This is a genomic window from Chania multitudinisentens RB-25, from assembly GCF_000520015.2.
In the GTDB taxonomy this organism is placed as follows: Bacteria; Pseudomonadota; Gammaproteobacteria; order Enterobacterales; family Enterobacteriaceae; genus Chania; species Chania multitudinisentens.
This window is the reverse complement of sequence record NZ_CP007044.2, coordinates 4,121,942-4,145,080: the sequence shown is the minus strand read 5'-3', so window position 1 is coordinate 4,145,080 and position 23,139 is coordinate 4,121,942. Positions and strand designations below refer to the sequence as shown.

General features: G+C 51.8%; 20 protein-coding genes. 14 read left to right on the top strand and 6 right to left on the bottom strand.

Going from position 1 to position 23,139, the window contains the following annotated elements:
* Positions 1-90: 90 nt before the first annotated feature.
* The 7 genes from Z042_RS18340 to tcyN all read left to right on the top strand — a co-directional run bounded on the left by Z042_RS18340 (position 91) and on the right by tcyN (position 6,349).
* Entirely contained in the window at positions 91-1,356 is a 1,266-nt protein-coding gene (locus Z042_RS18340) for a flagellin FliC (protein ID WP_024912021.1), read from the top strand.
* A 156-nt stretch (positions 1,357-1,512) separates the two neighbouring features.
* On the top strand, positions 1,513-2,235 hold the full coding sequence (locus Z042_RS18335; protein WP_024912022.1) for an RNA polymerase sigma factor FliA: 723 nt from the start codon (positions 1,513-1,515) through the stop codon (positions 2,233-2,235).
* Between the two features lie 57 nt (positions 2,236-2,292).
* A complete protein-coding gene (fliZ, locus tag Z042_RS18330) occupies positions 2,293-2,799 on the top strand; it encodes a flagella biosynthesis regulatory protein FliZ (protein ID WP_024912023.1) in 507 nt (168 codons plus the stop codon).
* A gap of 191 nt (positions 2,800-2,990) precedes the next feature.
* Entirely contained in the window at positions 2,991-3,977 is a 987-nt protein-coding gene (locus Z042_RS18325) for a D-cysteine desulfhydrase (RefSeq protein WP_024912024.1), read from the top strand.
* Positions 3,978-4,130: 153 nt separating this feature from the next.
* On the top strand, positions 4,131-4,931 hold the full coding sequence (gene tcyJ, locus Z042_RS18320; protein ID WP_024912025.1) for a cystine ABC transporter substrate-binding protein: 801 nt from the start codon (positions 4,131-4,133) through the stop codon (positions 4,929-4,931).
* Positions 4,931-5,593: a cystine ABC transporter permease gene (gene tcyL / locus Z042_RS18315; RefSeq protein ID WP_024912026.1), complete on the top strand. Its 663-nt coding sequence runs from the start codon at positions 4,931-4,933 to the stop codon at positions 5,591-5,593. Before tcyJ ends, tcyL begins: the two co-directional genes overlap by 1 nt.
* A gap of 3 nt (positions 5,594-5,596) precedes the next feature.
* On the top strand, positions 5,597-6,349 hold the full coding sequence (tcyN, locus tag Z042_RS18310; protein ID WP_024912027.1) for an L-cystine ABC transporter ATP-binding protein TcyN: 753 nt from the start codon (positions 5,597-5,599) through the stop codon (positions 6,347-6,349).
* 82 nt (positions 6,350-6,431) lie between these two features.
* Here tcyN and Z042_RS18305 read toward each other — a convergent pair whose 3' ends face one another.
* Positions 6,432-7,367: an NAD(P)H-dependent flavin oxidoreductase gene (locus Z042_RS18305; RefSeq protein WP_037406206.1), complete on the bottom strand. Its 936-nt coding sequence runs from the start codon at positions 7,365-7,367 to the stop codon at positions 6,432-6,434.
* Between the two features lie 26 nt (positions 7,368-7,393).
* Positions 7,394-7,630, bottom strand: coding sequence for a YdgH/BhsA/McbA family protein (locus tag Z042_RS18300; protein WP_024912029.1), 237 nt, complete (start codon positions 7,628-7,630; stop codon positions 7,394-7,396).
* Positions 7,631-7,828: 198 nt separating this feature from the next.
* Between Z042_RS18300 and Z042_RS18295 the strand changes: the two genes are divergently transcribed.
* Positions 7,829-8,458 carry a TetR/AcrR family transcriptional regulator gene (locus Z042_RS18295; protein ID WP_051506695.1) on the top strand — a complete coding sequence of 210 codons (630 nt, stop codon included), beginning with the start codon at positions 7,829-7,831 and terminating at the stop codon, positions 8,456-8,458.
* Between the two features lie 36 nt (positions 8,459-8,494).
* Here the strand turns inward: Z042_RS18295 and Z042_RS18290 are convergent, their stop codons facing one another.
* From Z042_RS18290 to putA, 4 genes are all read right to left on the bottom strand, one after another.
* Positions 8,495-9,148, bottom strand: coding sequence for a DUF799 domain-containing protein (locus Z042_RS18290; RefSeq protein WP_024912031.1), 654 nt, complete (start codon positions 9,146-9,148; stop codon positions 8,495-8,497).
* The gene (locus Z042_RS18285; RefSeq protein WP_024912032.1) at positions 9,145-9,507 is read right to left on the bottom strand and encodes a DUF4810 domain-containing protein; all 363 of its coding nucleotides are present in this window, start codon (positions 9,505-9,507) and stop codon (positions 9,145-9,147) included. Before Z042_RS18285 ends, Z042_RS18290 begins: the two co-directional genes overlap by 4 nt.
* Positions 9,508-9,525: 18 nt before the next feature.
* Positions 9,526-10,194: a CsgG/HfaB family protein gene (locus Z042_RS18280; protein ID WP_024912033.1), complete on the bottom strand. Its 669-nt coding sequence runs from the start codon at positions 10,192-10,194 to the stop codon at positions 9,526-9,528.
* A 578-nt stretch (positions 10,195-10,772) separates the two neighbouring features.
* Entirely contained in the window at positions 10,773-14,744 is a 3,972-nt protein-coding gene (putA, locus tag Z042_RS18275; protein ID WP_024912034.1) for a trifunctional transcriptional regulator/proline dehydrogenase/L-glutamate gamma-semialdehyde dehydrogenase, read from the bottom strand.
* A gap of 559 nt (positions 14,745-15,303) precedes the next feature.
* Between putA and putP the strand changes: the two genes are divergently transcribed.
* From putP to Z042_RS18240, 6 genes are all read left to right on the top strand, one after another.
* Positions 15,304-16,788 carry a sodium/proline symporter PutP gene (gene putP / locus Z042_RS18270; RefSeq protein ID WP_024912035.1) on the top strand — a complete coding sequence of 495 codons (1,485 nt, stop codon included), beginning with the start codon at positions 15,304-15,306 and terminating at the stop codon, positions 16,786-16,788.
* Between the two features lie 249 nt (positions 16,789-17,037).
* Positions 17,038-17,883, top strand: coding sequence for an iron uptake transporter permease EfeU (efeU, locus tag Z042_RS18265; protein ID WP_024912036.1), 846 nt, complete (start codon positions 17,038-17,040; stop codon positions 17,881-17,883).
* An 18-nt stretch (positions 17,884-17,901) separates the two neighbouring features.
* Positions 17,902-19,038 carry an iron uptake system protein EfeO gene (gene efeO / locus Z042_RS18260; RefSeq protein WP_024912037.1) on the top strand — a complete coding sequence of 379 codons (1,137 nt, stop codon included), beginning with the start codon at positions 17,902-17,904 and terminating at the stop codon, positions 19,036-19,038.
* Positions 19,039-19,046: 8 nt separating this feature from the next.
* Positions 19,047-20,348: an iron uptake transporter deferrochelatase/peroxidase subunit gene (gene efeB, locus Z042_RS18255; RefSeq protein WP_024912038.1), complete on the top strand. Its 1,302-nt coding sequence runs from the start codon at positions 19,047-19,049 to the stop codon at positions 20,346-20,348.
* A gap of 607 nt (positions 20,349-20,955) precedes the next feature.
* Positions 20,956-21,744 carry a phosphate starvation-inducible protein PhoH gene (phoH, locus tag Z042_RS18250; RefSeq protein WP_024912039.1) on the top strand — a complete coding sequence of 263 codons (789 nt, stop codon included), beginning with the start codon at positions 20,956-20,958 and terminating at the stop codon, positions 21,742-21,744.
* Between the two features lie 253 nt (positions 21,745-21,997).
* A protein-coding gene (locus tag Z042_RS18240) for an IS3 family transposase (protein ID WP_202901318.1) occupies positions 21,998-23,133 on the top strand; the annotation gives its coding sequence in 2 pieces (ribosomal slippage) (positions 21,998-22,244 and positions 22,244-23,133; 1,137 coding nt in all).
* Positions 23,134-23,139 lie beyond the last annotated feature (6 nt).

Genomic DNA, 23,139 nt, shown 5'->3' with positions numbered 1-23,139 from the left:
CCCAATGAATCTCAAGTTGTCATTAGGCAACAAGGCTGCAACTTGAAAGGCGACGGGTATATCGCAACTGATTTGTAAGGAAAGCATACTATGGCACAAGTCATTAATACCAACAGTCTGTCGCTGATGGCGCAAAATAACCTGAATAAATCCCAGTCTGCGTTAGGGACTGCAATTGAGCGCCTGTCTTCGGGCCTGCGTATCAACAGTGCGAAGGATGACGCCGCAGGTCAGGCGATCTCAAACCGTTTCACTGCAAATATCAAAGGCCTGAGCCAGGCTTCCCGTAACGCCAACGACGGCATCTCTCTGGCGCAAACCACCGAAGGGGCGCTGAATGAAGTTAATGACAACTTGCAGAATATCCGTCGTTTGACGGTGCAAGCGCAAAACGGTTCTAATTCTTCCAGCGATTTACAGTCTATTCAAGATGAGATTTCTCAACGTCTGAATGAAATCAATCGTATTTCCCAGCAGACCGATTTTAACGGCGTGAAAGTATTGAGCGGCGATCAGAAATTGACGATTCAGGTGGGGGCCAATGATGGTGAAACCATTGATATCGATCTGAAAAATATCAATGCCCAAACGCTGGGCCTGGAGAAATTCAGCGTGGCCGATGGTGTTGATATCAGCAAAGTAGGGGCTACCTCCCTGGCGAGCATCGATAAGATGGGGGCTCCAACCATTGCGGCAGATACGGGCAGCCCAGCGAAAACTTCAGTTGATGGAAAGTTATATAAGGCGGGCAGCGATTACTATGTCCAGACAGGTGCTGCCGAGTGGGTGAAAGGGAGTCTTGATGCCGATGGTGAATTTACGTTTGATTCAAGCGTGGGGGCTAACGTGGTCACCAATAAACCTGCTGGTTTGGCCGAGGAAGCCCAGGTAAAAGTAGGGACGACTAACGTTAGCGGTTTGACTGGCACTGATGCATTGCATAGCTATACCGATGCTGCGGGTAAAGCGGGCTACGTTGTTAAAGGTAAAGATGCAGCAGGTAACGATGCTTACTTTAAAGCCTCTGTCGATGCTGCCGGCAAAGTCACCAAAGGTGCGCAGCAGTCAACCGAACCTAAAACAGCCGATCCACTGGCAACGTTAGATAAAGCGCTGTCGCAGGTGGATTCACTGCGTTCTTCTCTGGGTGCGGTACAGAACCGTTTCGATTCGGTTATCAACAACCTGAACAGCACCGTCAACAACCTTTCTGCTTCTCAGTCGCGTATTCAGGATGCGGATTATGCGACCGAAGTCTCCAATATGAGCCGCGCCAACATCCTGCAACAAGCAGGGACTTCGGTGCTGGCACAGGCGAACCAGTCAACTCAGAATGTGATGAGCTTACTGCGTTAATCCAGCATCGCGAATCAGCCGCCCCTTATATATTGAGGCAGGGGCGGAAAAGGCATGATGAAAATAACGTCTGTTTTATATGGTTATTCTGCCGATTGGTATCTCACTCTCTACGGATAATAGCAATGACTCTCTTCTCCGTAGGGTTTAGACACAGTGAGCGATCTCTATACCGCCGATGGCGTCATGGACAAGAATTTTCTCTGGCAGCGCTATGTTCCGTTAGTGCGCCACGAGGCGTTACGCCTGCAAGTCAGGCTGCCTGCCAACGTGGAGCTTGACGATCTGTTGCAGGCCGGAGGAATAGGCTTATTGAACGCAGTAGAACGCTATGACGTTTTACAGGGAGCCGCTTTTACAACCTATGCGATACAGCGCATTCGGGGAGCCATGCTCGATGAATTGCGTAGCCGCGACTGGGTGTCACGCAGCGTGCGCCGTAATGCCCGTGCAGTGGCAAAGGCGATACAGCAGTTGGAACAACAGTTGAGCCGCCCGGCCAGTGAGGTGGAAGTCGCGAAGGCGTTGGATGTTTCTCTCGATGAATATCGTCAGATCCTGCTGGATACCAACAACAGCCAGTTATTTTCCTACGATGAATGGCGCGAAGAACATGGTGACAGTGCAGAGATGGTGCAGGAGGGGCATGAAGCAGCCAATCCTCTGCACCAGTTGTTGGAAGGTAACCTGCGCCAGAGAGTCATTGAGGCCATTGAAGCGTTACCAGAACGCGAAAAAATGGTGTTGACGTTGTATTACCAGGAAGAGTTGAACCTGAAGGAGATTGGTGCAGTGCTCGAGGTGGGCGAATCACGCGTCAGTCAGTTGCACAGCCAGGCGATCAAACGCCTGCGAGGGCGCCTGGCCAGTGATGTTTGACGTTGATGGCGCCTATCGTCCCAGCCTTTCTTACTGTGTAACAAACGGATAACTGATATGCCTGGACTATTGTTGAAGAAACGGCCACTCAGCCGCTACCTGAAAGACTATAAACACAGCCAGACCCACTGTTTTCAGTGCGGTAAATTGCTTGATCGCATGGCGTTGGTGTTTCGCGGGAAGGTCATCAACAAGGAAGCTATCGCCCGTATGGATCAACCGATTGACGATGACGTCTGGCTCAATGTGCAAAATGAACTGGTCGCACTGTGCCGTTTTTGCAGTGAGATTGCCTACAATAGCAACCCCAGCTATTTCGATATCATGGCGTTCAAACAGTATCTGTTTGGGCAGACTGAAATGAGCCATAGCACGATCCGCGAATATGTGGTGCGCCTGCGTCGGTTGGACGAAATGCTGGTGGCGCATAACTATCCTGCCGACACATTTGCCAATGGCGGCAACGCTCAGCGCACGATTGATGATTTATCGTCAACTCTGCACAGTAACTATCGTATTGCGCTGCGCAAATACGAGCAGTATCTGGCCTGGCAAAAGAGTTAACCAGCGATATTTGGTTCTACACGTGGTGCTGCTGGCCCTGACTGGTAATGGCTGCGGCATCACACCGCGTAGTAGCTCCCTATCCCAGTGAGTGGCAGGCTTTCCCTCGGCACGAATAAAGAGTGATTATTCAGGGCACATCTGATAAATCTATGGTTTCGATACCATTATTTTATTCCTTGGGGGACGTTGTGAATCTGCAACAGCAACTGGCGCAATTCCCGCGCCTGGATTTTGTCGGTTCTGCCACACCGCTAGAAAAGTTATCTCGCCTCTCTGATTATCTCGGCCGTGAAATCTATATCAAACGAGACGATGTTACGCCGATGGCGCTGGGGGGAAACAAACTGAGAAAATTGGAGTTTCTCGCTGCGGATGCGCTGCGCCAAGGCGCTGATACGCTGGTCACTGCGGGGGCTATTCAGTCCAACCATGTGCGCCAGACGGCGGCGGTGGCGGCTAAGCTGGGCCTGCATTGCGTGGCATTGCTGGAAAACCCTATCGATACCAAAGCGGAAAACTACCTCACCAACGGCAACCGTCTATTGCTCGATCTGTTCAACGTAGAGGTGGTGATGTGCGATGCGTTGCACGACCCGCAGACACAGTTGACGGATTTAGCCGCACGCCTGGAAGCGCAAGGATTCCGCCCTTATGTGGTGCCGGTTGGAGGATCGAACGCACTGGGAGCCTTGGGTTATGTGCAGTGTGCGCTGGAAATTGCTGCACAAAGCGCTGGGGTCGCGTTCAGTTCGATTGTCGTAGCTTCTGGCAGTGCAGGAACCCATGCCGGTTTGGCGGTGGGGTTGCAGCAGTTGCTGCCGGAAAGCGAACTGATTGGCGTGACGGTTTCGCGCCAGGTTATCGATCAATTACCCAAGGTAGAGCAAATTCAACAAGCCTTGGCGGGGTTGCTGGATATTGAAACCGTGGCCCCGATCGGCTTGTGGGACGATTATTTCGCGCCGCAATACGGTATGCCAAACGAGGAGGGAATGGCGGCAGTGCATCTGCTGGCGCAGCAGGAAGGCATTCTGTTGGACCCGGTTTATACCGGCAAAGCCATGGCGGGCCTGATCGACGGTATCGCTCAGCGCCGCTTCCGTGATGAAGGGCCGATCCTGTTTGTTCACACCGGCGGTGCGCCAGCGCTGTTTGCTTATCACCCACAGGTGTGATTCATGTATACCCCGTAGGGTATATATCTTGTTTAAGTAGGATGCTGATATATTCCATTTTGAACTATATTTATTAATTTATATTCCTTTATCAGGTGATTATGACTGATAAAGTATTGAAATCAAAAAAGATAAACAACAGATGGGGTGTCTATGGTTTTTTCTAAAATTCGTCGCCAATGGCTACTGGGCGTGATGGCGGTTGCGCTCGCTACAGGGCTGAACGTTAACAGCTATGCGGCTGATAATCTGCTCGATCAGGTCAAATATCGCGGTACGCTGATAGTGGGGCTGGAAGGCACTTATCCGCCATTCAGTTTTCAGGGTGAAGACGGCAAACTGACCGGTTTTGAAGTGGATTTTGCCAACGCATTGGCGGAACGGTTAGGCGTTAAAGCCAAACTGAACCCGACCAAATGGGACGGCATGTTGGCGTCGTTGGAATCCAAACGTATTGATGTGGTGATTAATCAGGTCACCATCTCCGATGAACGCAAGAAAAAATACGATTTCTCTACCCCGTATACGGTTTCTGGTATTCAGGCACTGGTGAAAAAGGGTAACGAAGGCAAAATCACTCAGGCCGATGATCTGAAAGGCAAGAAAGTCGGGGTTGGCTTAGGAAGTAACTACGAGCAATGGCTGCGTGAGAATGTGCCTGGCGTTGACATCCGTACCTATGATGATGACCCAACCAAATACCAGGATCTGCGCGTAGGCCGTATTGATGCGATTCTGGTCGATCGCCTGGCTGCGCTGGATCTGATCAAGAAAACCAGTGATACGCTGGCCGTTACGGGTTCAGCATTCTCTCGCCAGGAGGCCGGTGTTGCAGTGCGTAAAAACAACCCGGAGTTGTTGGCTGCGATCAACCAGGCGATTGCGGATATGCAAAAGGACGGGACGTTGGCGAAGATCTCTGAAAAATGGTTTGGTGCGGACGTAACTAAATAATGCATGAGAGTATTCAACTGGCGCTGGATTCAGCGCCATTTTTATTAAAAGGTGCCTTACTGACTCTCCAGCTCAGCCTGGGGGGGATGATTCTTGGCTTAATCCTCGGTTTTGTGCTGGCGCTGATGCGCCTTTCGCCGTTCTGGCCGGTGTCATGGCTGTCGCGCATCTATGTCTCGCTGTTTCGCGGTACTCCGCTGATCGCTCAACTGTTTATGATCTATTACGGTCTGCCGCAGTTTGGCATTGAGCTGGACCCATTCCCGGCGGCGCTGATTGGCCTCTCGCTGAATACGGCGGCCTACACGTCGGAAACGCTGCGTGCGGCGATCTCATCCATCGACAAAGGGCAGTGGGAAGCTGCCGCCAGCATAGGCATGACGCCGTGGCAGACGATGCGCCGGGTGATCCTGCCGCAGGCAGCACGCACCGCGTTGCCGCCGCTGGGTAACAGTTTCATTGGGCTGGTTAAAGATACTTCGCTGGCTGCGACGATTCAGGTGCCGGAGCTGTTCCGGCAGGCGCAGTTGATCACCTCACGCACGCTTGAGGTATTCGCTATGTACCTGGCGGCATCGCTGATTTACTGGGTGATGGCAACCCTGCTGTCTGCGCTGCAAAACCGCCTGGAAGCGCATGTTAATCGTCAGGATCAGGAGTAACCGATGAGTGCCATTGAAGTAAAACAGTTGGTCAAACAGTTTAAAGGGCAGACTGTCCTGCATGGTATCGATCTTGAAGTGAACTCCGGTGAAGTTGTGGCGATTATCGGGCCGAGTGGTTCTGGCAAAACCACTCTGCTGCGCAGCATCAATCTGCTGGAAGTGCCGGATTCAGGCACTATTCGCGTGGGGGAAATCCAGATTGACGGTGCTCGCCCGTTGAGCAAGCAAAAGCATCAGGTACGTGCTTTGCGTCAACAGGTGGGGTTTGTCTTTCAGAGCTTCAATTTATTTCCGCACCGTTCAGTGCTGGAAAACATCATTGAAGGGCCGGTAATCGTGAAAGGGGAAGCCAAAGCCAGCGCAGAGGAACGCGCGCGTCTGTTATTGGCGAAGGTGGGGTTGAGTGGTAAAGAGCAGGCTTATCCCAAGCGCCTTTCCGGTGGTCAGCAGCAACGCGTTGCCATTGCGCGGGCGTTGGCCATGCAGCCGGAAGTGATTCTGTTTGATGAGCCGACTTCTGCGCTCGATCCTGAACTGGTGGGCGAAGTGCTGAATACTATCCGTGCACTGGCGGAAGAAAAGCGCACCATGGTGATTGTGACGCATGAAATGAGCTTTGCCCGTGACGTTGCCGATCGCGCCATTTTTATGGATCACGGCCGCATTGTTGAGCAGGGGCCAGCGAAAGCCTTGTTCGCCAACCCACAGCATCAGCGCACCAAGCAGTTTCTGGATAAGTTTCTCAATCAGTAGCCAGCGAGAAAAGGCTGCGAGGCAGTTCGGAACGATGGGAATCACGCGCCCCCTTCCTTAAATGGTTGGGGGCGCTTTACTGCTAATTAAAGGCGTAAGAAAGCTCACAAACTACGTCTTTTGCGCTGCTGATCTTTTCAATACCTCCCGCTGATTCAGAAACGGTGATCACGCCGTGCTGGTGATCGCCGTCCAGCATGCCTGTTTTGATGATACCGATTTCACTGCTTCCACGCCCAGCGCGGATGCTTTCGGTAACGATGACCCGTACATCGCCTGCCGGGGTATTAATCTCAACCAGATCCTCAGACAAAACGTTAACGATCGCCTGTTTGGTGTTGAGGCTGGCTGGCGATTCAAACGTGGTGATAAAGCGGGTGCCTACATAGACTCCCGCAGCGCCCATGGCGGTGGCGGCCTTCGCCGTTTTCTGGTTATAGATACCGCCTGCGGCAATCACCGGGATCTTGACTGCATCGGTGACCTGAGGCAGCAGAGCCAGGGTACTGATGCGGTGTTCGCTCAGGTGCCCTCCGGCCTCGTGCCCGGTGATGATAATTGCGTCTATCCCCATTTTTTCTGCCAGTATCGAGTTTTCAACCGTGGGTGAAATCTCGCGATGAATCACGATAACCCCTGCGTCTTTTAGCCTGCGAATGTACTTCTCACCTTTAGTGATATCTTTGCCACTGGTAATAACGATATTAATATTCTCCTGTAGGATCACTTCCAGCAACGGCTCTGCATATTTAAAGCTGATCTCAACGCCTTCAATGGGCAATAGGTAATTAACCGCAAAGGGTTTATCCGTTAATGCGCGGGTTTTTATGATTTCCTGCCGAAAATCCTCTGCGGTTTTAGCGATATCCCCATTGGCTACTTTTCGCCCGGCATTCGGGCCTAATACGCCTAATCCCCCAGCGTTGGATACTGCGGCTGCAAGCTCAGCCGAGTTTAGCCACACCATAGAAGCTTGAATTACCGGTATATCAATGCCTAATAAGGCTTGTAGTCTCATGATTCCATTCCTCACATTACAATTAATCAGCGATAAATCACCGTGCTGGCATGAAGTTTGTTATTGCCAGAGACAGAAATAATTCTGTAGTAACTGGCATTTTTCGCTTTTGCTCGTTCCGCAATGCCTTTTTCAACCTCGGCCAGCGTGGAAACCGTCATGTTACCCACGCGGTACACATTTGGTGGTTGTGGCAGCGTAGCCAAAGCCGAGGCTGAAAACAGGCCGGCAGCAAGGCTCAGGTTTACGGTGATGTTTTTCATGTGAGATATCCTTTTTATTTTAAAACAACAAGATGTGTTACTTTTTATTTTGGTAACGATTGTTATTTAAAACTTACACGAAGAGTCAGGTTTGTACAATATTTTTTGTAATGATCATTATTTTAATTTAAAATAGCCTTTCTTCTCAAAGGGAGACTTTATAATGGTCGTTCTATAAAGAGTTCAGGAATCATGGATATGAGTAAAAATCTAAAAGGGACCATTGTGCGCGGCAGGCCGAAAAAATTTGACCGCGATAGCGTGCTGGAAAAGGCTATGAGCCTGTTCTGGCGTTTTGGCTATGAACCTACATCAATGTCTGAATTGATTGAAGGCACGGGAACCAAACCTTCTTCGCTGTACGCAGAGTTTGGCAGCAAAGAGGGATTATTCTGCGCGGCGATAGAAAAGTATCTGGCTACTTATGGCCAAGCCAGGGATGCGATTCTTGAGCAAGACGAACTGCCGCTGCCGCAAGTGATTGAGCAACTGCTGCGTGCAAGCGTTGAATGGTTCACTGACGCCGAGATGCCGCCCGGCTGTTTTATGGTGGCAGCCACTTTTGGCATGTCTGCCGCAGATGATGCATTATTCCAGCAGCTCAGCCAGCAGCGAAATTCCGCTGAAAAAAAGGTGGTTGAGTGCCTCGAATGCCGTGTTGGTAAAGGGGAGCTGCCAGATAACACGAATTGTGTGCTACTAGGGAAATATATCGTGAACGTTATTCAGGGAATGTCGGTGCAGGCGCGTAATGGCGCAAATCGAGACGAACTTTCCGGGCTGGTGGACATTTTTATGAGCCAGTGGGCAGGGATCACTGCGGTTTAGATAAGGCAACCCTGCATAGGGCTGCCTGACTTTTGATTAGCGCTGATTGGCGTATTGTGGCGAACGCGGGCCGTAAAGGATTCCCCCGTCTTGCCCAGCGGAAAGCAGGCGCGTATTGGTAATAGCGCCAATATCGAACCCTTTGTCGCTGATGGTATCCACGATTTGTGTGATGGCCGCACTAATTAGCATGCCCAGTAAACCGCCGCTAGAGTTGTTGTTCTCGTTACTGGAAGCCGTGGCGTTGCCAGCCCACAATTGTTTACCTGTACGCAGATCAACCAGCTTGGCATTAACAGCCACACGGGTTTCGCTGTTGAGCACAAGATAGCTGGTGCCGTATTGAGTGACATCCAGGTACAACACAGCGTCAGCGCCGAAAATCTGGTACAGCTTTTGAGGGGCGACTGCACGGATATCGTTGGCGTTGGTCAACCCATTCTGCTGGAATGTTTCTTCCACCACGGCGACGGGCAGGACGTAGTAACCGGCTTCTGCCAGCGGCAACGTGGTGGTAGAAAGCACGCTGTGGCTGGCTTTGATATCAGGAGATTGGCTGGTGGGCGGCAAAACCAGGATCGATTTTGGCTTGCTGGCGTGGAAAGCGGCGTAATCATAAGGGGCTTTCTTGGCACAGCCCGTCAGCAGCAGCACGAGTGCGGCACCCAAAAGACCTAGAACACGTTTCATTTAAAACTCCCTTTATCTTTGCTCATCAGGAAATCCATAAACGGCGCTGATTCCGGGAACAGTGATTTTTCGGTATTGAATTCCGCCAGTGCCTGATCGGCCCGCCCGGTGTTGGCATACAGCATACCAAGGTGGGCATGTAACCCTGGCGGCACGGCTTTATCCTTGGCGCGGGATTTTTCAATGCTCTCTTTTAGCGCAGCGATCTGCTGTTCCGGGCTGGAAGATCCAGGTTGATAATGCTGGTATACCGTCGTCTGATAACCATCCCAACTGTAGAGAGTTTTTTGGGGCGCAACGCAACCCCCCAGCAAGGTTGCTGCCAGCAGCAACCCGCTGATTTTTTTAGTAATCATCATGATTTTGTTCATAATCCGTTAGTTGGCTGGGCGCCATGCACCGCTTTCAATACCTGCAACCAGATTGTTAACCGCTTCGCGCACTGCCAAGTCCAGCACTTTACCGTTCAAGGTGGAGTCGTAACTCGCAGTACCGCCAAAACCGATGATTTCACGGTTCGACAGGGCGTATTCACCCGCGCCTTGGCTGGAGTAAACCACTTCAGAGGTTTGCACGTTAACCACGTTGAGATTGACTTTGGCATAAGCGACCTGCGATTTCCCGCGCCCCAGAATGCCCCACAGTTGCTGATCGCCCACTTCTTTACGGCCGAACTCGGTGACATCGCCAGTGATCACATAGTTTGCACCTTTCAGCGTTTGTTGTTGGCCTTTGATGCCTGCTTCAGTTTTTAATTCATCCATATTGGTGCGATCCAATACGTTGAAACGGCCAGTTTGTTGTAGGTGGGTGATTAAGATGGTTTTTGACTGGTTACCCAGGCGGTCAACGCCGTCGGAAAAAATGCCGTTCATATAGTTGGAGCGGTTATCAAATTTACCGACGGCGATCGAGCTGCGAACACCTTGATAAGCCGTATTGTAGGAAGCGACTTTGGGCACCTCAAGCGAACGAGATGATTCCGAAGCACAACCCGTTAACAGGCTGGTTAGAATAATAGAACAGATAATGAGTGGTTTTTTCATCGCAATGGAATCTCTCTAGGGCGATTAATCTGAGAAATAACCTTAATGTATAATTACAAAAAGGATATTTTGTATAAATATATTTAGGTTAAGTATGATTATATCTTTTGTGAGCGTAGTAATTGCACGGCGCGCATTCTAGCAGAAAGGAATTTTTTCTAAAATGGTAATTTGATTCAAATAAAATGATATTTTTATTGCCTGGTTGGATGGATATTTTTCAGATATATCCAATATCTTTCAAGATGCTGATAACGATTGAAAGAATAAAAATAGTTAAGATAAATCTAGCTATTACATGTCAAGGATGAGCAATACCTTGATGATTTATAAGGCAAAGAATATAAATAAATTTAGCGCCACAGTTATGCCATGGTGTTAACTTTCTAATAGTTAAAAATGACATCATACTTGAAATTAACGGTGGGTTGACTTTGTTATGCCCAAATGCGTTAGCATATATCCCCCGCGTTTTTGCGCCAGTAAAGAGGAAATCCCCAGTAACCTGATTTATCAAGCTACCGGGGATTTTTATTCACACATCCTGATATTTAATCAATCCCCTTAATTTGTAATGCCTAACCAATAGTCATCAGGCTGGCGTTGCCCCCGGCGGCGGCGGTATTGATGCTTAATGAGCGTTCGACCAGCAGGCGTTCCAGCAGGATATTGGTTTCGCCATGGGTAAAGCCTTGCACTGAGACAATGGCCCCACTGCGTTGGGCAACCTGCTCGCACAGAGCGCGCAACTGATCGGCATCACCGTGGTAGATAACGGCATCAAATTCCACGTTATCCTGTTGCCAGTCTTTGCTGAAACTGATGCACTCCTGCACGGTAGCGGGTAAGCGTTGGAACAACGAGCGTTGCAGTTTGGCCTCCGGCCATAGCACCTGGCTGCCAACGGCCAGCACGGCAGCCAACTGGATTAAAGCATCGGCATCGTTATCCGCCAGGCATAGCACACGCTCGCGTGGCAGCAGGGTATAAGTGTTGCGTTCCCCGGTCGGGCCTGGCAGGGGCCGCACGGTGCCACCTTGGCCGAGTTCAGCATATTGCTGTGCTAAGGCTGCCAGTTCGCGTTGGTTGGCGGCAATCGCCCACTGTTCTAACGCCAGATGTGGGGCTAGCAGAGTAGGGCGGGCGGTGGCTTCCAGTGGGCGTTCGCTATCTTGGCGGCTTAGGGTGCGTTGCACCGCGTCCATTGGGCGGCTGGCCAGCAGGCGGTACAGATAGAGCGGGCCACCGGCTTTCGGGCCAGTACCGGACAGACCTTCACCACCGAACGGCTGTACACCCACCACGGCACCAACCATATTACGGTTGACGTACAGGTTGCCAACCTTGGCGCTGCTGGTCACGCGGGTGATGGTTTCATCAATACGGGTATGAATACCCAGCGTCAGGCCATAACCCGCCGCGTTGATTTGCTCAACCAGGGTGCCCAGATTGGCACGCTGATAGCGCACCACGTGCAGTACCGGGCCAAAGATCTCTTTTTGCAGCTCATCGAAGCTGTCCAGTTCGATCAAGGTTGGCTTGACGAAAGTACCGCGTGCCCACTCTTTTTCATCCTCAACGTTGCTGTTGGCGGCCTGATAAACTTTGCGCCCTTTGGCGCGCATGGCTTGAATATGGCGCTCAATTCCCATTTTGGCTTCGGCATCAATAACCGGGCCAATGTCGGTAGACAGGCGTTCCGGGTTACCCATGCGGCATTCGGCCATAGCTCCGCGCAGCATTTGCAGCGTATGTTCCGCCACGTCTTCCTGAATGCACAAGATGCGCAGAGCAGAACAGCGTTGGCCTGCACTGTCGAAGGCGGAAGCGATAACATCAGTAACGACTTGTTCAGCCAGAGCCGAAGAGTCAACAATCATGGCGTTCATGCCGCCGGTTTCGGCAATCAACGGTGTGGGGCGGCCCTGTGGATCCAAGCGCCCGGCGATGTTGCGTTGCAGAATTCCGGCTACGTCAGTGGAACCGGTGAACATTACGCCACGCACGCGGCTATCATTGACCAAGAGCGAACCTACGGTTTCCCCTTGGCCTGGCAGCAGTTGTAAAACGCCTTGGGGAATACCGGCTTCCAGCAAGATTCGTACCGCCTGGGCGGCAACCAGCGGCGTCTGTTCTGCCGGTTTGGCCAGCACGCTGTTGCCTGCGGCGAGTGCGGCAGCAACCTGGCCGGTGAAGATCGCCAGCGGGAAGTTCCACGGGCTGATACATACCACCGGGCCAAGCGGACGATGGCTGTCGTTAGCGAAATCATCACGCACCTGGCCCGCGTAATAATGCAGGAAATCAACCGCTTCACGTACTTCGGCGATGGCATTGTTGAACGTTTTGCCCGCTTCTCGCACCAGAATACCCAACAGGCTTTGCAGTTGGCTTTCCATCAACTCGGCGGCGCGATCCAGAATGGCGGCGCGCTCGGAAGGTGGAGTTGCAAACCAGATTGGCCCAGCGGCGGTAGCGGCATCCAGCGCACGGCTGACTTCACCTTCCGTAGCTTCGCGTACATAACCAACGATATCGCTGGGTTCCGCGGGGTTGATTACCGGTTGTTCAACGCCCTGATCCTGTGCAGCATCGATAATCGGTTCCGCGCGCCATGCCTGCGCGGCGCTGGTGAGCAAGGCGCTGGAAAGCGAAGCCAGGCGATGCTCGTTGGCGAGATCCAAGCCGCTGGAGTTGACGCGTTTGTCTCCGTACAGTTCGCGTGGCAGTGGAATGCGCGGGTGCGGCAGGCCAATATGGCCTTCGTTGGCCGCCAGCGCTTCAACCGCACTGACCGGATCGGCCACCAGTTCATCCAGTGGCAGTGTGGCATCCGCGATACGGTTAACAAATGAGGTGTTTGCACCATTTTCTAGCAGGCGGCGCACCAAATAGGCCAATAGGGTTTCATGCGTGCCGACCGGGGCGTAAATACGGCAAGGGCGATTCAGCTTGCCATCGGCCACTTTGCCAACCACTTGCTCGTACAGCGGTTCACCCATGCCGTGCAGACACTGGAATTCATATTGCCCCGGATAGTAGTTGTTACCGGCCAGATGATAAATGGCGCTCAAGGTGTGGGCGTTATGGGTAGCAAACTGCGGATAAATCAGGTTCGGCACCGCCAGCAGTTTGCGGGCGCAAGCCAGATAGGAAACGTCGGTGTAAACCTTGCGGGTATAGACCGGATAGCCCTCCAGGCCGTCTACCTGAGCTCGTTTGATTTCGCTGTCCCAATAGGCACCTTTCACCAGGCGGATCATCAAGCGGCGGCGGCTACGGCTGGCCATATCAATAACGGCATCAATGGCAAACGGGCAACGCTTCTGATAAGCCTGGATCACAAAGCCAATACCGTTCCAGCCAGCCAGTTGCGGCTCAAAGCACAGCTTTTCCAGCAGATCGAGCGAAGTCTCCAGGCGATCGGCTTCTTCGGCGTCAATATTGAGGCCGATGTCATACTGGCGTGCCTGTAATGTCAGCGATAACAGGCGCGGGTACAGCTCATTCATGACGCGATCGTACTGCGCACGGCTGTAGCGCGGGTGCAGAGCGGAAAGCTTGATCGAAATACCCGGGCCTTCATAGATACCGCGGCCATTGGAGGCTTTACCGATGGCGTGGATCGCCTGCTGGTAGGAAACCAGATACGCCTGCGCATCGGCTTCGGTCAGGGCCGATTCACCCAGCATGTCATACGAATAACTGAAGCCTTTATCTTCCAGCTTGCGTGCATTGGCCAGCGCTTCGGCGATGGTTTCACCGGTGACAAACTGTTCGCCCATCAGGCGCATGGCCATATCGACGCCTTTGCGGATCAGCGGCTCGCCACTTTTTCCGATAATCCGGTTCAGCGAGTGCGACAGATTGGCTTCATTGTGGGTAGACACCAGTTTACCGGTAAACAACAGGCCCCAGGTTGCCGCGTTAACAAATAGCGACGGGCTGCGGCCAAGGTGAGAGTGCCAGTTACCGTTGCTGATTTTGTCGCGGATTAATGCATCGCGCGTAGGTTTGTCTGGAATACGCAGCAGAGCTTCCGCCAGGCACATCAAGGCCACGCCTTCCTGTGAAGACAGCGAGAATTCCTGCAACAGCCCTTGCACCATTCCGGCGCGACCGTGGGCACTTTTTTGGTTCCGCAGTTTTTCAGCAATGCTGTATGCCAGCTTATGGGTTGCCTGTGCCAGATCGGCAGGCAAGCGCGCCTGTTCAAGTAACATCGGTACCGCTTCCGTTTCCGGGCGGCGGTAGGCGGCGGTAATCGCCGCTCGGGCAACGGACTGGGGCAGGATCTGTTCGGCAAATTCCAGGAATGGTTGATGGGACTCTTCAGGCGTTTGCGGCATAATGTCGTCCGCCTCGGCCGGGTTGGTTGTGTTCAGTGCCGGAATTTCGGGGATATCAGAACCGTTTTCAAGGTGCTCAAGATAGTTAAAAATAGCCTGCTTGATCAACCAGTGTGGCGTGCGGTCAATACGCTGTGCTGCGCTTTTAATCCGGTCGCGTGTGGCTTCATCAAGCTTTACGCCCATTGTGGTAGTGCCCATGCCAATCCAACTCCTGTGTTTAGAAGCTATCCCGCAGGCTTGAAATCCGCTCGCAGGGGTAGGTTCGTGGATAGGTTGTGTCATTAATTCGGGTAATATCCAGTATGTTGCAACTTTGTGCAACCTTGTTAAATCAGGCCAGTTAACGAAGTGTGAGTTTAATCTATTTTTTAACATGAAATTACGGCATGTTTCTTGCTGCTATCAATACCCGTGTACAGGGGAACGTGATTTCCCTGATAAAGTCAGGGGTAAAAGAGAGGTGCAACTCATTTAATGTCTGGTGAGTGCAACCGAAAATGGTGTGAATGTGACGCAGGGTAAACTTTGTGTAACTGGGTTGTTAAATTTCTTGTTGGCGATTGATTTTATCACCTAGGATAACCGGCGTTTCAACAACACCAAACAGAAACTCTGTGTATTCACCGTACTTGTGTAAAGTGCTTCAGGGTGAAATACATCACAAACAGCGTGAGTAACGATACCTGACAGATCTCCAGGTGCAGCCAACGGCGCTGCAACAGGCAAGATCAAGGGAATAATGAAAGTGGAGAGTGGAATGACAGCAAGCATACCTATGTTGGTAACCTTTCTGGTGTATATCTTTGGAATGGTTTTTATCGGCTTAGTCGCCTACCGGGCAACGAATAACTTCGACGATTATATTCTGGGAGGCCGCAGCCTGGGCAGCGTAGTGACCGCACTTTCCGCCGGGGCATCCGACATGAGTGGCTGGTTATTGATGGGGTTACCAGGGGCTATCTTCCTGTCCGGGATTTCGGAAAGCTGGATTGCGATTGGTCTGACTGTCGGGGCTTATTTGAACTGGAAACTGGTGGCAGGCCGGCTGCGTGTGCATACCGAAGTCAATAATAACGCTCTGACATTGCCGGACTACTTTACCAACCGTTTCGAAGACAACAGCAAACTACTGCGGGTGATTTCCGCCATTGTTATTCTGGTGTTCTTCACCATCTATTGTGCCTCCGGCATCGTTGCTGGGGCGCGTCTGTTTGAAAGCACCTTTGGCATGAGCTACGCAACCGCGCTGTGGGCCGGGGCGGCGGCGACCATCCTTTATACTTTTATCGGCGGTTTTCTGGCGGTCAGCTGGACCGATACCGTGCAGGCCAGCCTGATGATTTTTGCGCTGATCCTTACCCCGGTCATTGTGATTTTCGCCGTTGGGGGAATCGACAGTTCCATGCTGGTGATTGCCGCTAAAAACCCGGCCAACATTGATATGTTGAAAGGGTTGAATCTGGTGGCGATCCTGTCGCTGTTGGGCTGGGGGCTGGGGTATTTTGGCCAGCCGCACATTCTGGCGCGTTTTATGGCGGCAGATTCTCACCGGACTATCCGTAGTGCGCGCCGTATCAGTATGACCTGGATGATTCTGTGTCTGGCAGGCACCATTGCCGTGGGCTTCTTTGGGATTGCGTATTTTGCCAATAACCCGGATCAGGCAGGGAATGTTGCAGAAAACGGTGAGCGTGTGTTTATCGAACTGGCGATGTTGCTGTTTAACCCTTGGATTGCCGGCGTGTTGCTGTCGGCGATTCTGGCCGCAGTCATGAGTACCTTGAGTTGCCAACTGCTGGTATGTTCAAGCGCCATTACGGAGGATTTGTACAAAGCCTTCTTGCGTAAAGGGGCCAGCCAACAAGAGCTGGTGTGGGTTGGGCGTGTCATGGTGCTGGTGGTTGCACTGGTGGCGATTGCTTTGGCCGCTAACCCGGAAAACCGCGTGCTGGGCCTGGTCAGTTACGCCTGGGCTGGTTTTGGTGCGGCGTTTGGCCCGGTGGTGCTGATCTCGGTGATGTGGTCGCGTATGACCCGCAACGGAGCGTTGGCGGGGATGCTGGTTGGGGCGATCACGGTGATCGTCTGGAAACAATATGCCTGGCTGGATCTGTATGAAATTATCCCAGGTTTCCTGTTTGGCTGCATCGCCATTGTGCTGGTCAGCCTGATGGGGCGCCAACCTTCGGCTACCATCACTGAACGTTTTGGTCAGGCAGAAGCCGAGTTTAAAACGGTGTAATTCCTCTTGAACCTCTCCTCAGATAACTGGGGAGAGGTTATTATGCAATTTCCTTTCTGGCCTGCTTTTCTCCGCCCTGGTAACCGTTGGCGACATCTATTAGAAAAAATCACGCATCTTACTCTTGTTTTTCTTTTCTATAGAATGATAATCACTCTCGTTAAGGTTTACTTTTCTTTACATTGCCGTTGTTCAACTCCTCGTCACTCAGCGGCTTATTGCAAGCACCTTTTCGGGGGTTAAAATTCTATGTTTGTTCCCTTTCTTATCATGTTCCGTGAAGGGCTGGAAGCCGCACTGATCGTTAGCCTGATCGCCAGTTATTTGAAACGGACACAGCGGGGCCAATGGCTGGGTGCCATGTGGATTGGGGTGATTGCCGCCGCCATTCTGTGCTTGGCATTGGGTATTTTCATCAATGAAACCACCGGCGAATTCCCACAGAAACAGCAAGAACTGTTCGAAGGGCTGGTGGCGGTGGTCGCGGTCTGCATCCTGACCTATATGGTGTTCTGGATGCGTAAGGTGTCCAAATCGGTCAAAGTTCACCTGGAAGGGGCGATCGACCACGCACTGAGTTCCAGTAAGAGCCAAGGTTGGGCGTTGGTCGCAATGGTCTTTTTTGCCGTTGCGCGTGAAGGGTTGGAATCGGTGTTTTTCCTGTTGGCGGCGTTTCAGCAGGATGTCGGTATTGAAGCGCCGATTGGTGCGATCCTGGGGCTGACCTGCGCCATTGGGGTCGGGATGTTGATTTATTGGGGCGGTGTGAAGCTGCATCTGGCCAAATTCTTCAAGTGGACCAGCCTGTTTATTCTGTTTGTCGCCGCAGGGTTGGCGGCTGGCGCGATTCGCGCTTTCCACGAAGCTGGCCTGTGGAATCATTTTCAGGATATCGCCTTCGATCTCAGTAACAGCTTGTCAACGCATTCGCTGTTAGGGACCTTACTGGAGGGGATGTTCGGTTATCAAGAAGCGCCAACGGTCAGTGAAGTGGCAGTCTATTTCTTTTATCTAATCCCGGCGTTGATTTTCTTCTTTTTACCGCAGCGCACGGCATCTGCCGTGATCCCGGTGCAACGTAAAACTCATCATTAATTTAATAGGGAATCTCGTATGTTTACTCCGTTATTTCGCCGTAAGGCGCTGCACGCGGTTTTGTTGACTGTTCCCGCCTGCGCGTTGAGCTTCAATGGGTTGGCAGCAGATGTGCCGCAGGTCAAGGTCACCGTTAACGACAAACAGTGTGAACCGATGCAATTGACCGTAGCGGCAGGTAAAACCCAGTTTGTGGTGCGTAATGCCAGCCAAAAAAACCTTGAGTGGGAAATCCTCAAAGGGGTGATGGTGGTGGAAGAACGCGAGAATATCGCCCCAGGTTTCACCCAGAAGATGACGGCAAACCTGGAACCAGGTGAATACGATATGACCTGTGGTTTATTGAGTAACCCGAAAGGCAAGCTGACGGTCACCGCAGTAGCCGGTGCGGTGAGCGATGGTAAACCGAATGCGCTGGATCTGGTTGGCCCGATTGCGGAATATAAAGTCTACGTGACTAAAGAAGTTGAAGGGTTGGTCAAGCAAACCAAGCTGTTTACCGATGCGATTAAGGCCGGTGATGTGGCACAGGCGCGTAAACTGTATGCGCCAACCCGCCAGCATTACGAGCGCATTGAGCCGATTGCTGAACTGTTCTCCGATCTGGATGGCAGCATTGATGCCCGTGAAGATGATTACGAGCAAAAGGCGCAAGATCCGAACTTCACCGGTTTCCACCGTTTGGAGAAAGCCCTGTTTGCTGATAACACCACCGAAGGGATGAAGGAATACGCCGATCGTCTTTATAACGATACGCTGGAACTGCAAAAGCGCATCAGCGAATTAACCTTCCCACCCAGCAAAGTGGTTGGCGGCGCAGCGGGCCTGATCGAAGAAGTGGCAGCCAGTAAAATCAGCGGTGAAGAAGATCGTTACAGCCGTACCGACCTGTGGGATTTCCAGGCTAACGTGGATGGGGCGCAGAAGATCGTTAATTTGTTGCGTCCGTTGCTGGAAAAAGCCAATAAGCCACTGTTGGAAAAGATTGATGCCAACTTCAAAACGGTCGATGCCGTTTTGGCGAGATACAAAACCGCAGAAGGTTATGAGTCTTACGAGAAGCTGACCGATGCCGATCGTAATGCAATGAAAGGGCCAATCACCACGCTGGCGGAAGATTTATCGCAGCTGCGCGGTGTATTGGGCCTGGATTAAGGCGGCAGATCATGAATGATATTACCCCGGAAAACGGGCCGCTGACTCAGCACGGTGCTCCATCGCCTTCGCGCAGGCGTTTGTTGCAAGGGTTGGGCATGATGGGGGGGGCGCTGGCGTTGGGCGGGGCTTCTCTTGCACCGGCGGCAGAGACTGCCACCGAGCCGCTGGCGCAGTCGCAGGATGAACGTTGGCAGAAGCAGCCATTTTATGGCACGCACCAGGCCGGAATTCTCACTCCACAACAAGCGGCAATGATGCTGGTGGCGTTCGATGTGCTGGCCACCAACAAGCAAGATCTTGAGCGCTTGTTTCGCCTATTGACCACCCGGATTGTTTTCCTTACTCATGGCGGGAGAGCGCCGGAGGTCGATCCTAAGTTGCCACCGTTGGATTCCGGCATTATGGGCCCGGAAATCTACCCGGATAATCTGACGATTACCCTGTCGGTTGGTGCCTCGTTGTTTGACGAACGTTTTGGTTTGCAAGCCAGTAAACCGTTGCATTTGCAGAAAATGACGCGCTTTCCGAATGATTCGCTAGATGCTGCTTTGTGTCATGGCGATCTGTTACTGCAAATTTGTGCTAACACCAATGAAACCGTGATCCACGCGCTGCGCGATATCATCAAACATTCGCCAGATTTGCTTAGCGTACGCTGGCGGCGTGAAGGGTTTATCTCTGCCCATTCAGCGCGCAGCCAAGGCCAGGAAACACCGATTAATCTGTTGGGTTTTAAGGACGGTACGGCTAACCCGAAAACCAGCGATAACTCGTTGATGGATCAGGTGGTGTGGGTAGGGGATAACGCAGGGGAACCCGCCTGGGCGGTAGGTGGCAGCTATCAGGCCGCGCGTCTTATCCGTTTCCATGTGGAATTTTGGGATCGTACACCGTTGCAGGAACAGCAGACTATTTTTGGCCGTGAAAAACACAGCGGTGCGCCGTTGGGCATGAAACATGAGCACGACGAACCGGATTATGCCAACGATCCCGAAGGCAAAATGATCCCGCTGGACGCTCATATTCGGTTGGCTAATCCACGCACGCCGGTAACTGAAAGCAGCCTGATGTTGCGCCGTGGCTACAGTTATTCACTGGGTGTTTCTAATTCCGGTCAATTGGAAATGGGATTGCTGTTTATCTGTTATCAATCCGACCTGGAAAAAGGTTTCCTGACGGTGCAGAAACGGTTGAATGGCGAAGCATTGGAAGAATATATCCGGCCGATTGGTGGTGGATACTTCTTTGCATTACCGGGGGTTAAAGCGCCGGATGATTATTTTGCCAGCGGTCTATTACGGGCCTGAAGTGGTAAAATTTTAATCACAAAAATCAAAGCGCAGCACAGGCTGCGCTTTTTTGTTTAAATTTCAATCAATGAATAATTATAACTATTTGATTATTCATTATTATTAAGTTTATGGCCGTGACGTGATGTGTATTTCGGTGAGATCTAAAAATCCGCGATATTAAATTTTTTTACATTTTAGTAACGCAGCGAGTTTAAATGTCATTATACTGTAATCATCTGGCGGTAGTTTTCACACGGTGTACAGCTTGATGCTGTAAATATCACTGCGGGGATCGCTAATGGTAAAGTCCTTGGTTGGGCTGCAAACAATAAATAATATCTCCTCCCTGATTTCTCGTTGTAACGAGGGCTCTCCCTCCGGCTCTCAATTTCTGACCGATTCTTGGCTTTTCTTGCTCAACCGCCTAGCTGACACACTCTCTTATCCAGTAAACATCGCGTTGTCCTGTGAAGAAACGGTGCATTTCCATGCTGCCGCGTATTCGTATTATCCACCGGCTTATGTTGGCTCCAAAGGAAGCCAGAACCTGTACATGTGTGAAACGTAATCGCACGGCACATGATGCCGCTGCGGTAGGTGAAACAAACTGTAAGGTGCCACTATGGGAAGACAGAAAGCAGTGATCAAAGCACGTCGTGAAGCCAAACGCGTCATTCGTCGTGACGCACGTAGTCATCGCCAGCGTGAAGAAGAAACCGTCACATCGCTGGTACAAATGGGTGGTATTGAATCTATCGGCATGGCACGTGACAGCCGGGATACCTCTACCATTGAGGCGAGAACCGAAGCTCAAGGTCATTACTTATCAGCCATAGAGAATAAGCAGTTGATATTTGCCACCGGTGAAGCCGGTTGCGGCAAAACGTTCATCAGCGCTGCCAAAGCGGCAGAAGCCCTGATACATAAAGAGGTGGATCGGATTATTGTCACGCGTCCAGTTTTACAGGCGGATGAAGATCTCGGTTTCTTACCAGGAGATATCGCTGAGAAATTCGCCCCTTATTTCCGGCCGGTGTATGACATTCTGCTGCGCCGTTTAGGATCGTCGTTTATGCAATACTGCCTGCGCCCGGAGATCGGCAAGGTGGAAATTGCGCCTTTCGCCTATATGCGTGGGCGTACTTTTGAAAACGCGGTGGTGATCCTGGACGAAGCCCAGAACGTCACGGCAAGCCAGATGAAGATGTTCCTCACTCGTTTGGGTGAGAATGTGACGGTGATCGTCAATGGGGATATTACTCAGTGCGATTTGCCACGTGGGGTGAAATCCGGCCTGAGTGATGCGTTGGAACGCTTCGAAGAGGACGAAATGGTCGGCATTATCCGTTTTGATAAACAAGACTGCGTCCGCTCCCTGCTGTGCCAGCGCACGCTCAACGCTTACAGTTAATTCAACCTTAATTAATAAAAAGGTCGCTGCGGCGGCCTTTTTTATCCACTGGCTTCGTTGATAAACGTTGGTGAGTTGACCAGCGGATAAAGCGATGTTATTCAAACGGGGCCTCTATCTGGCCCCGTTTTATCAGACGCTCTGCAACGAGTAGTGGACTGACCCCACCCCGGTAGACGATCCTGCCCTATAGTTGGACTGACCCCACCCCGGTAGACGATCCTGCCCTATAGTTTGAGCATAGGAGGAACGTATGGGCACACCACGATTTACACCTGAATTTAAGGAAGAAGCCGTCCGTCAAATAACGGAGCGCGGCTATTCCGTTGCTGAAGTTTCTGACCGTCTTGGGGTTTCTGCACACAGTCTTTACAAGTGGCTACGGGCCATCAAGCCTGATAACAGCGAACAGCATGCCCATGATCTTCTGGAGGCCAAAAGTGAGATCCTGAAGCTCAGGGCTCAGTTAAAGCGCACTGAAGAAGAACGGGATATTCTTAAAAAGGCCGCGCGGTACTTTGCAAGGGAGCCCGACTGAAGTACCGCTTTATCAATGAGCACCGTGCTGTATGGGGTGTCATGACGATGTGTCGGGTGCTGTGCGTCGCCCGAGCCGGGTTCTATGCGTGGCTGCATAACCCGGTTTCAGTGCGCGATAACGATAATCAGCGTCTGCTGGCGCTCATCCGTGACTCATATTCACTGAGTGGAGGCGTATACGGTTATCGTCGGGTTCATGGTGATCTAAATGAAATCGGGGAAACCTGCGGTAAAAACCGGGTGAGTCGTATTATGCAACTGAACCGAATCAAAGCCGTGCGCGGCTATAAAGCCCCGCGTCGTATCGCCGGCAGACCTTCTGTTGTTGCCCCAAATCGCGTGCAGCGGCAGTTTACCGTCACCCGGGCCAACCAGGTCTGGGTGACAGATATTACCTATATCCGCACCTGGCAGGGCTGGCTGTATCTGGCAGTGGTCATCGATCTCTTCGCCCGTAATGTGGTGGGCTGGTCGATGAAACCCACTCTTTCACGCGAGCTGGCGCTGGATGCACTGATGATGGCGGTGTGGCGACGAAAACCGGAAAGTGAGGTTATCGTGCATTCGGACCAGGGTAGTCAGTACGGTAGTGATGACTGGCAACGCTTCTGCCGGGCCAACAACCTGGCGCCAAGTATGAGCCGGCGTGGCAACTGCTGGGATAATGCTGTAGCAGAATCGTTCTTCAGTTCGCTGAAAAAAGAACGGATCAGAAAACGGATCTACAAAACCCGGGATCTGGCCCGGGCTGATATCTTCGATTACATTGAAGTGTTCTACAACCGGGCCCGGCGCCACAGTCACCTTGGCGGTCTCAGTCCGGAGGCCTTCGAACAGGCCTCGTCGTGAGGACAG

Coding starts and splice junctions, on each gene's coding strand:
- Z042_RS18280 (WP_024912033.1), bottom strand. CDS start 10,194: ATGAAAAAACCACTCATTATCTGTTCTATTATTCTAACCAGCCTGTTA.
- Z042_RS18305 (WP_037406206.1), bottom strand. CDS start 7,367: ATGAGACTACAAGCCTTATTAGGCATTGATATACCGGTAATTCAAGCT.
- efeU (WP_024912036.1), top strand. CDS start 17,038: ATGTTTGTTCCCTTTCTTATCATGTTCCGTGAAGGGCTGGAAGCCGCA.
- putA (WP_024912034.1), bottom strand. CDS start 14,744: ATGGGCACTACCACAATGGGCGTAAAGCTTGATGAAGCCACACGCGAC.
- Z042_RS18340 (WP_024912021.1), top strand. CDS start 91: ATGGCACAAGTCATTAATACCAACAGTCTGTCGCTGATGGCGCAAAAT.
- Z042_RS18300 (WP_024912029.1), bottom strand. CDS start 7,630: ATGAAAAACATCACCGTAAACCTGAGCCTTGCTGCCGGCCTGTTTTCA.
- tcyL (WP_024912026.1), top strand. CDS start 4,931: ATGCATGAGAGTATTCAACTGGCGCTGGATTCAGCGCCATTTTTATTA.
- tcyJ (WP_024912025.1), top strand. CDS start 4,131: ATGGTTTTTTCTAAAATTCGTCGCCAATGGCTACTGGGCGTGATGGCG.
- putP (WP_024912035.1), top strand. CDS start 15,304: ATGACAGCAAGCATACCTATGTTGGTAACCTTTCTGGTGTATATCTTT.
- fliZ (WP_024912023.1), top strand. CDS start 2,293: ATGCCTGGACTATTGTTGAAGAAACGGCCACTCAGCCGCTACCTGAAA.
- Z042_RS18285 (WP_024912032.1), bottom strand. CDS start 9,507: ATGATGATTACTAAAAAAATCAGCGGGTTGCTGCTGGCAGCAACCTTG.
- phoH (WP_024912039.1), top strand. CDS start 20,956: ATGGGAAGACAGAAAGCAGTGATCAAAGCACGTCGTGAAGCCAAACGC.
- Z042_RS18290 (WP_024912031.1), bottom strand. CDS start 9,148: ATGAAACGTGTTCTAGGTCTTTTGGGTGCCGCACTCGTGCTGCTGCTG.
- Z042_RS18295 (WP_051506695.1), top strand. CDS start 7,829: ATGAGTAAAAATCTAAAAGGGACCATTGTGCGCGGCAGGCCGAAAAAA.
- efeO (WP_024912037.1), top strand. CDS start 17,902: ATGTTTACTCCGTTATTTCGCCGTAAGGCGCTGCACGCGGTTTTGTTG.
- tcyN (WP_024912027.1), top strand. CDS start 5,597: ATGAGTGCCATTGAAGTAAAACAGTTGGTCAAACAGTTTAAAGGGCAG.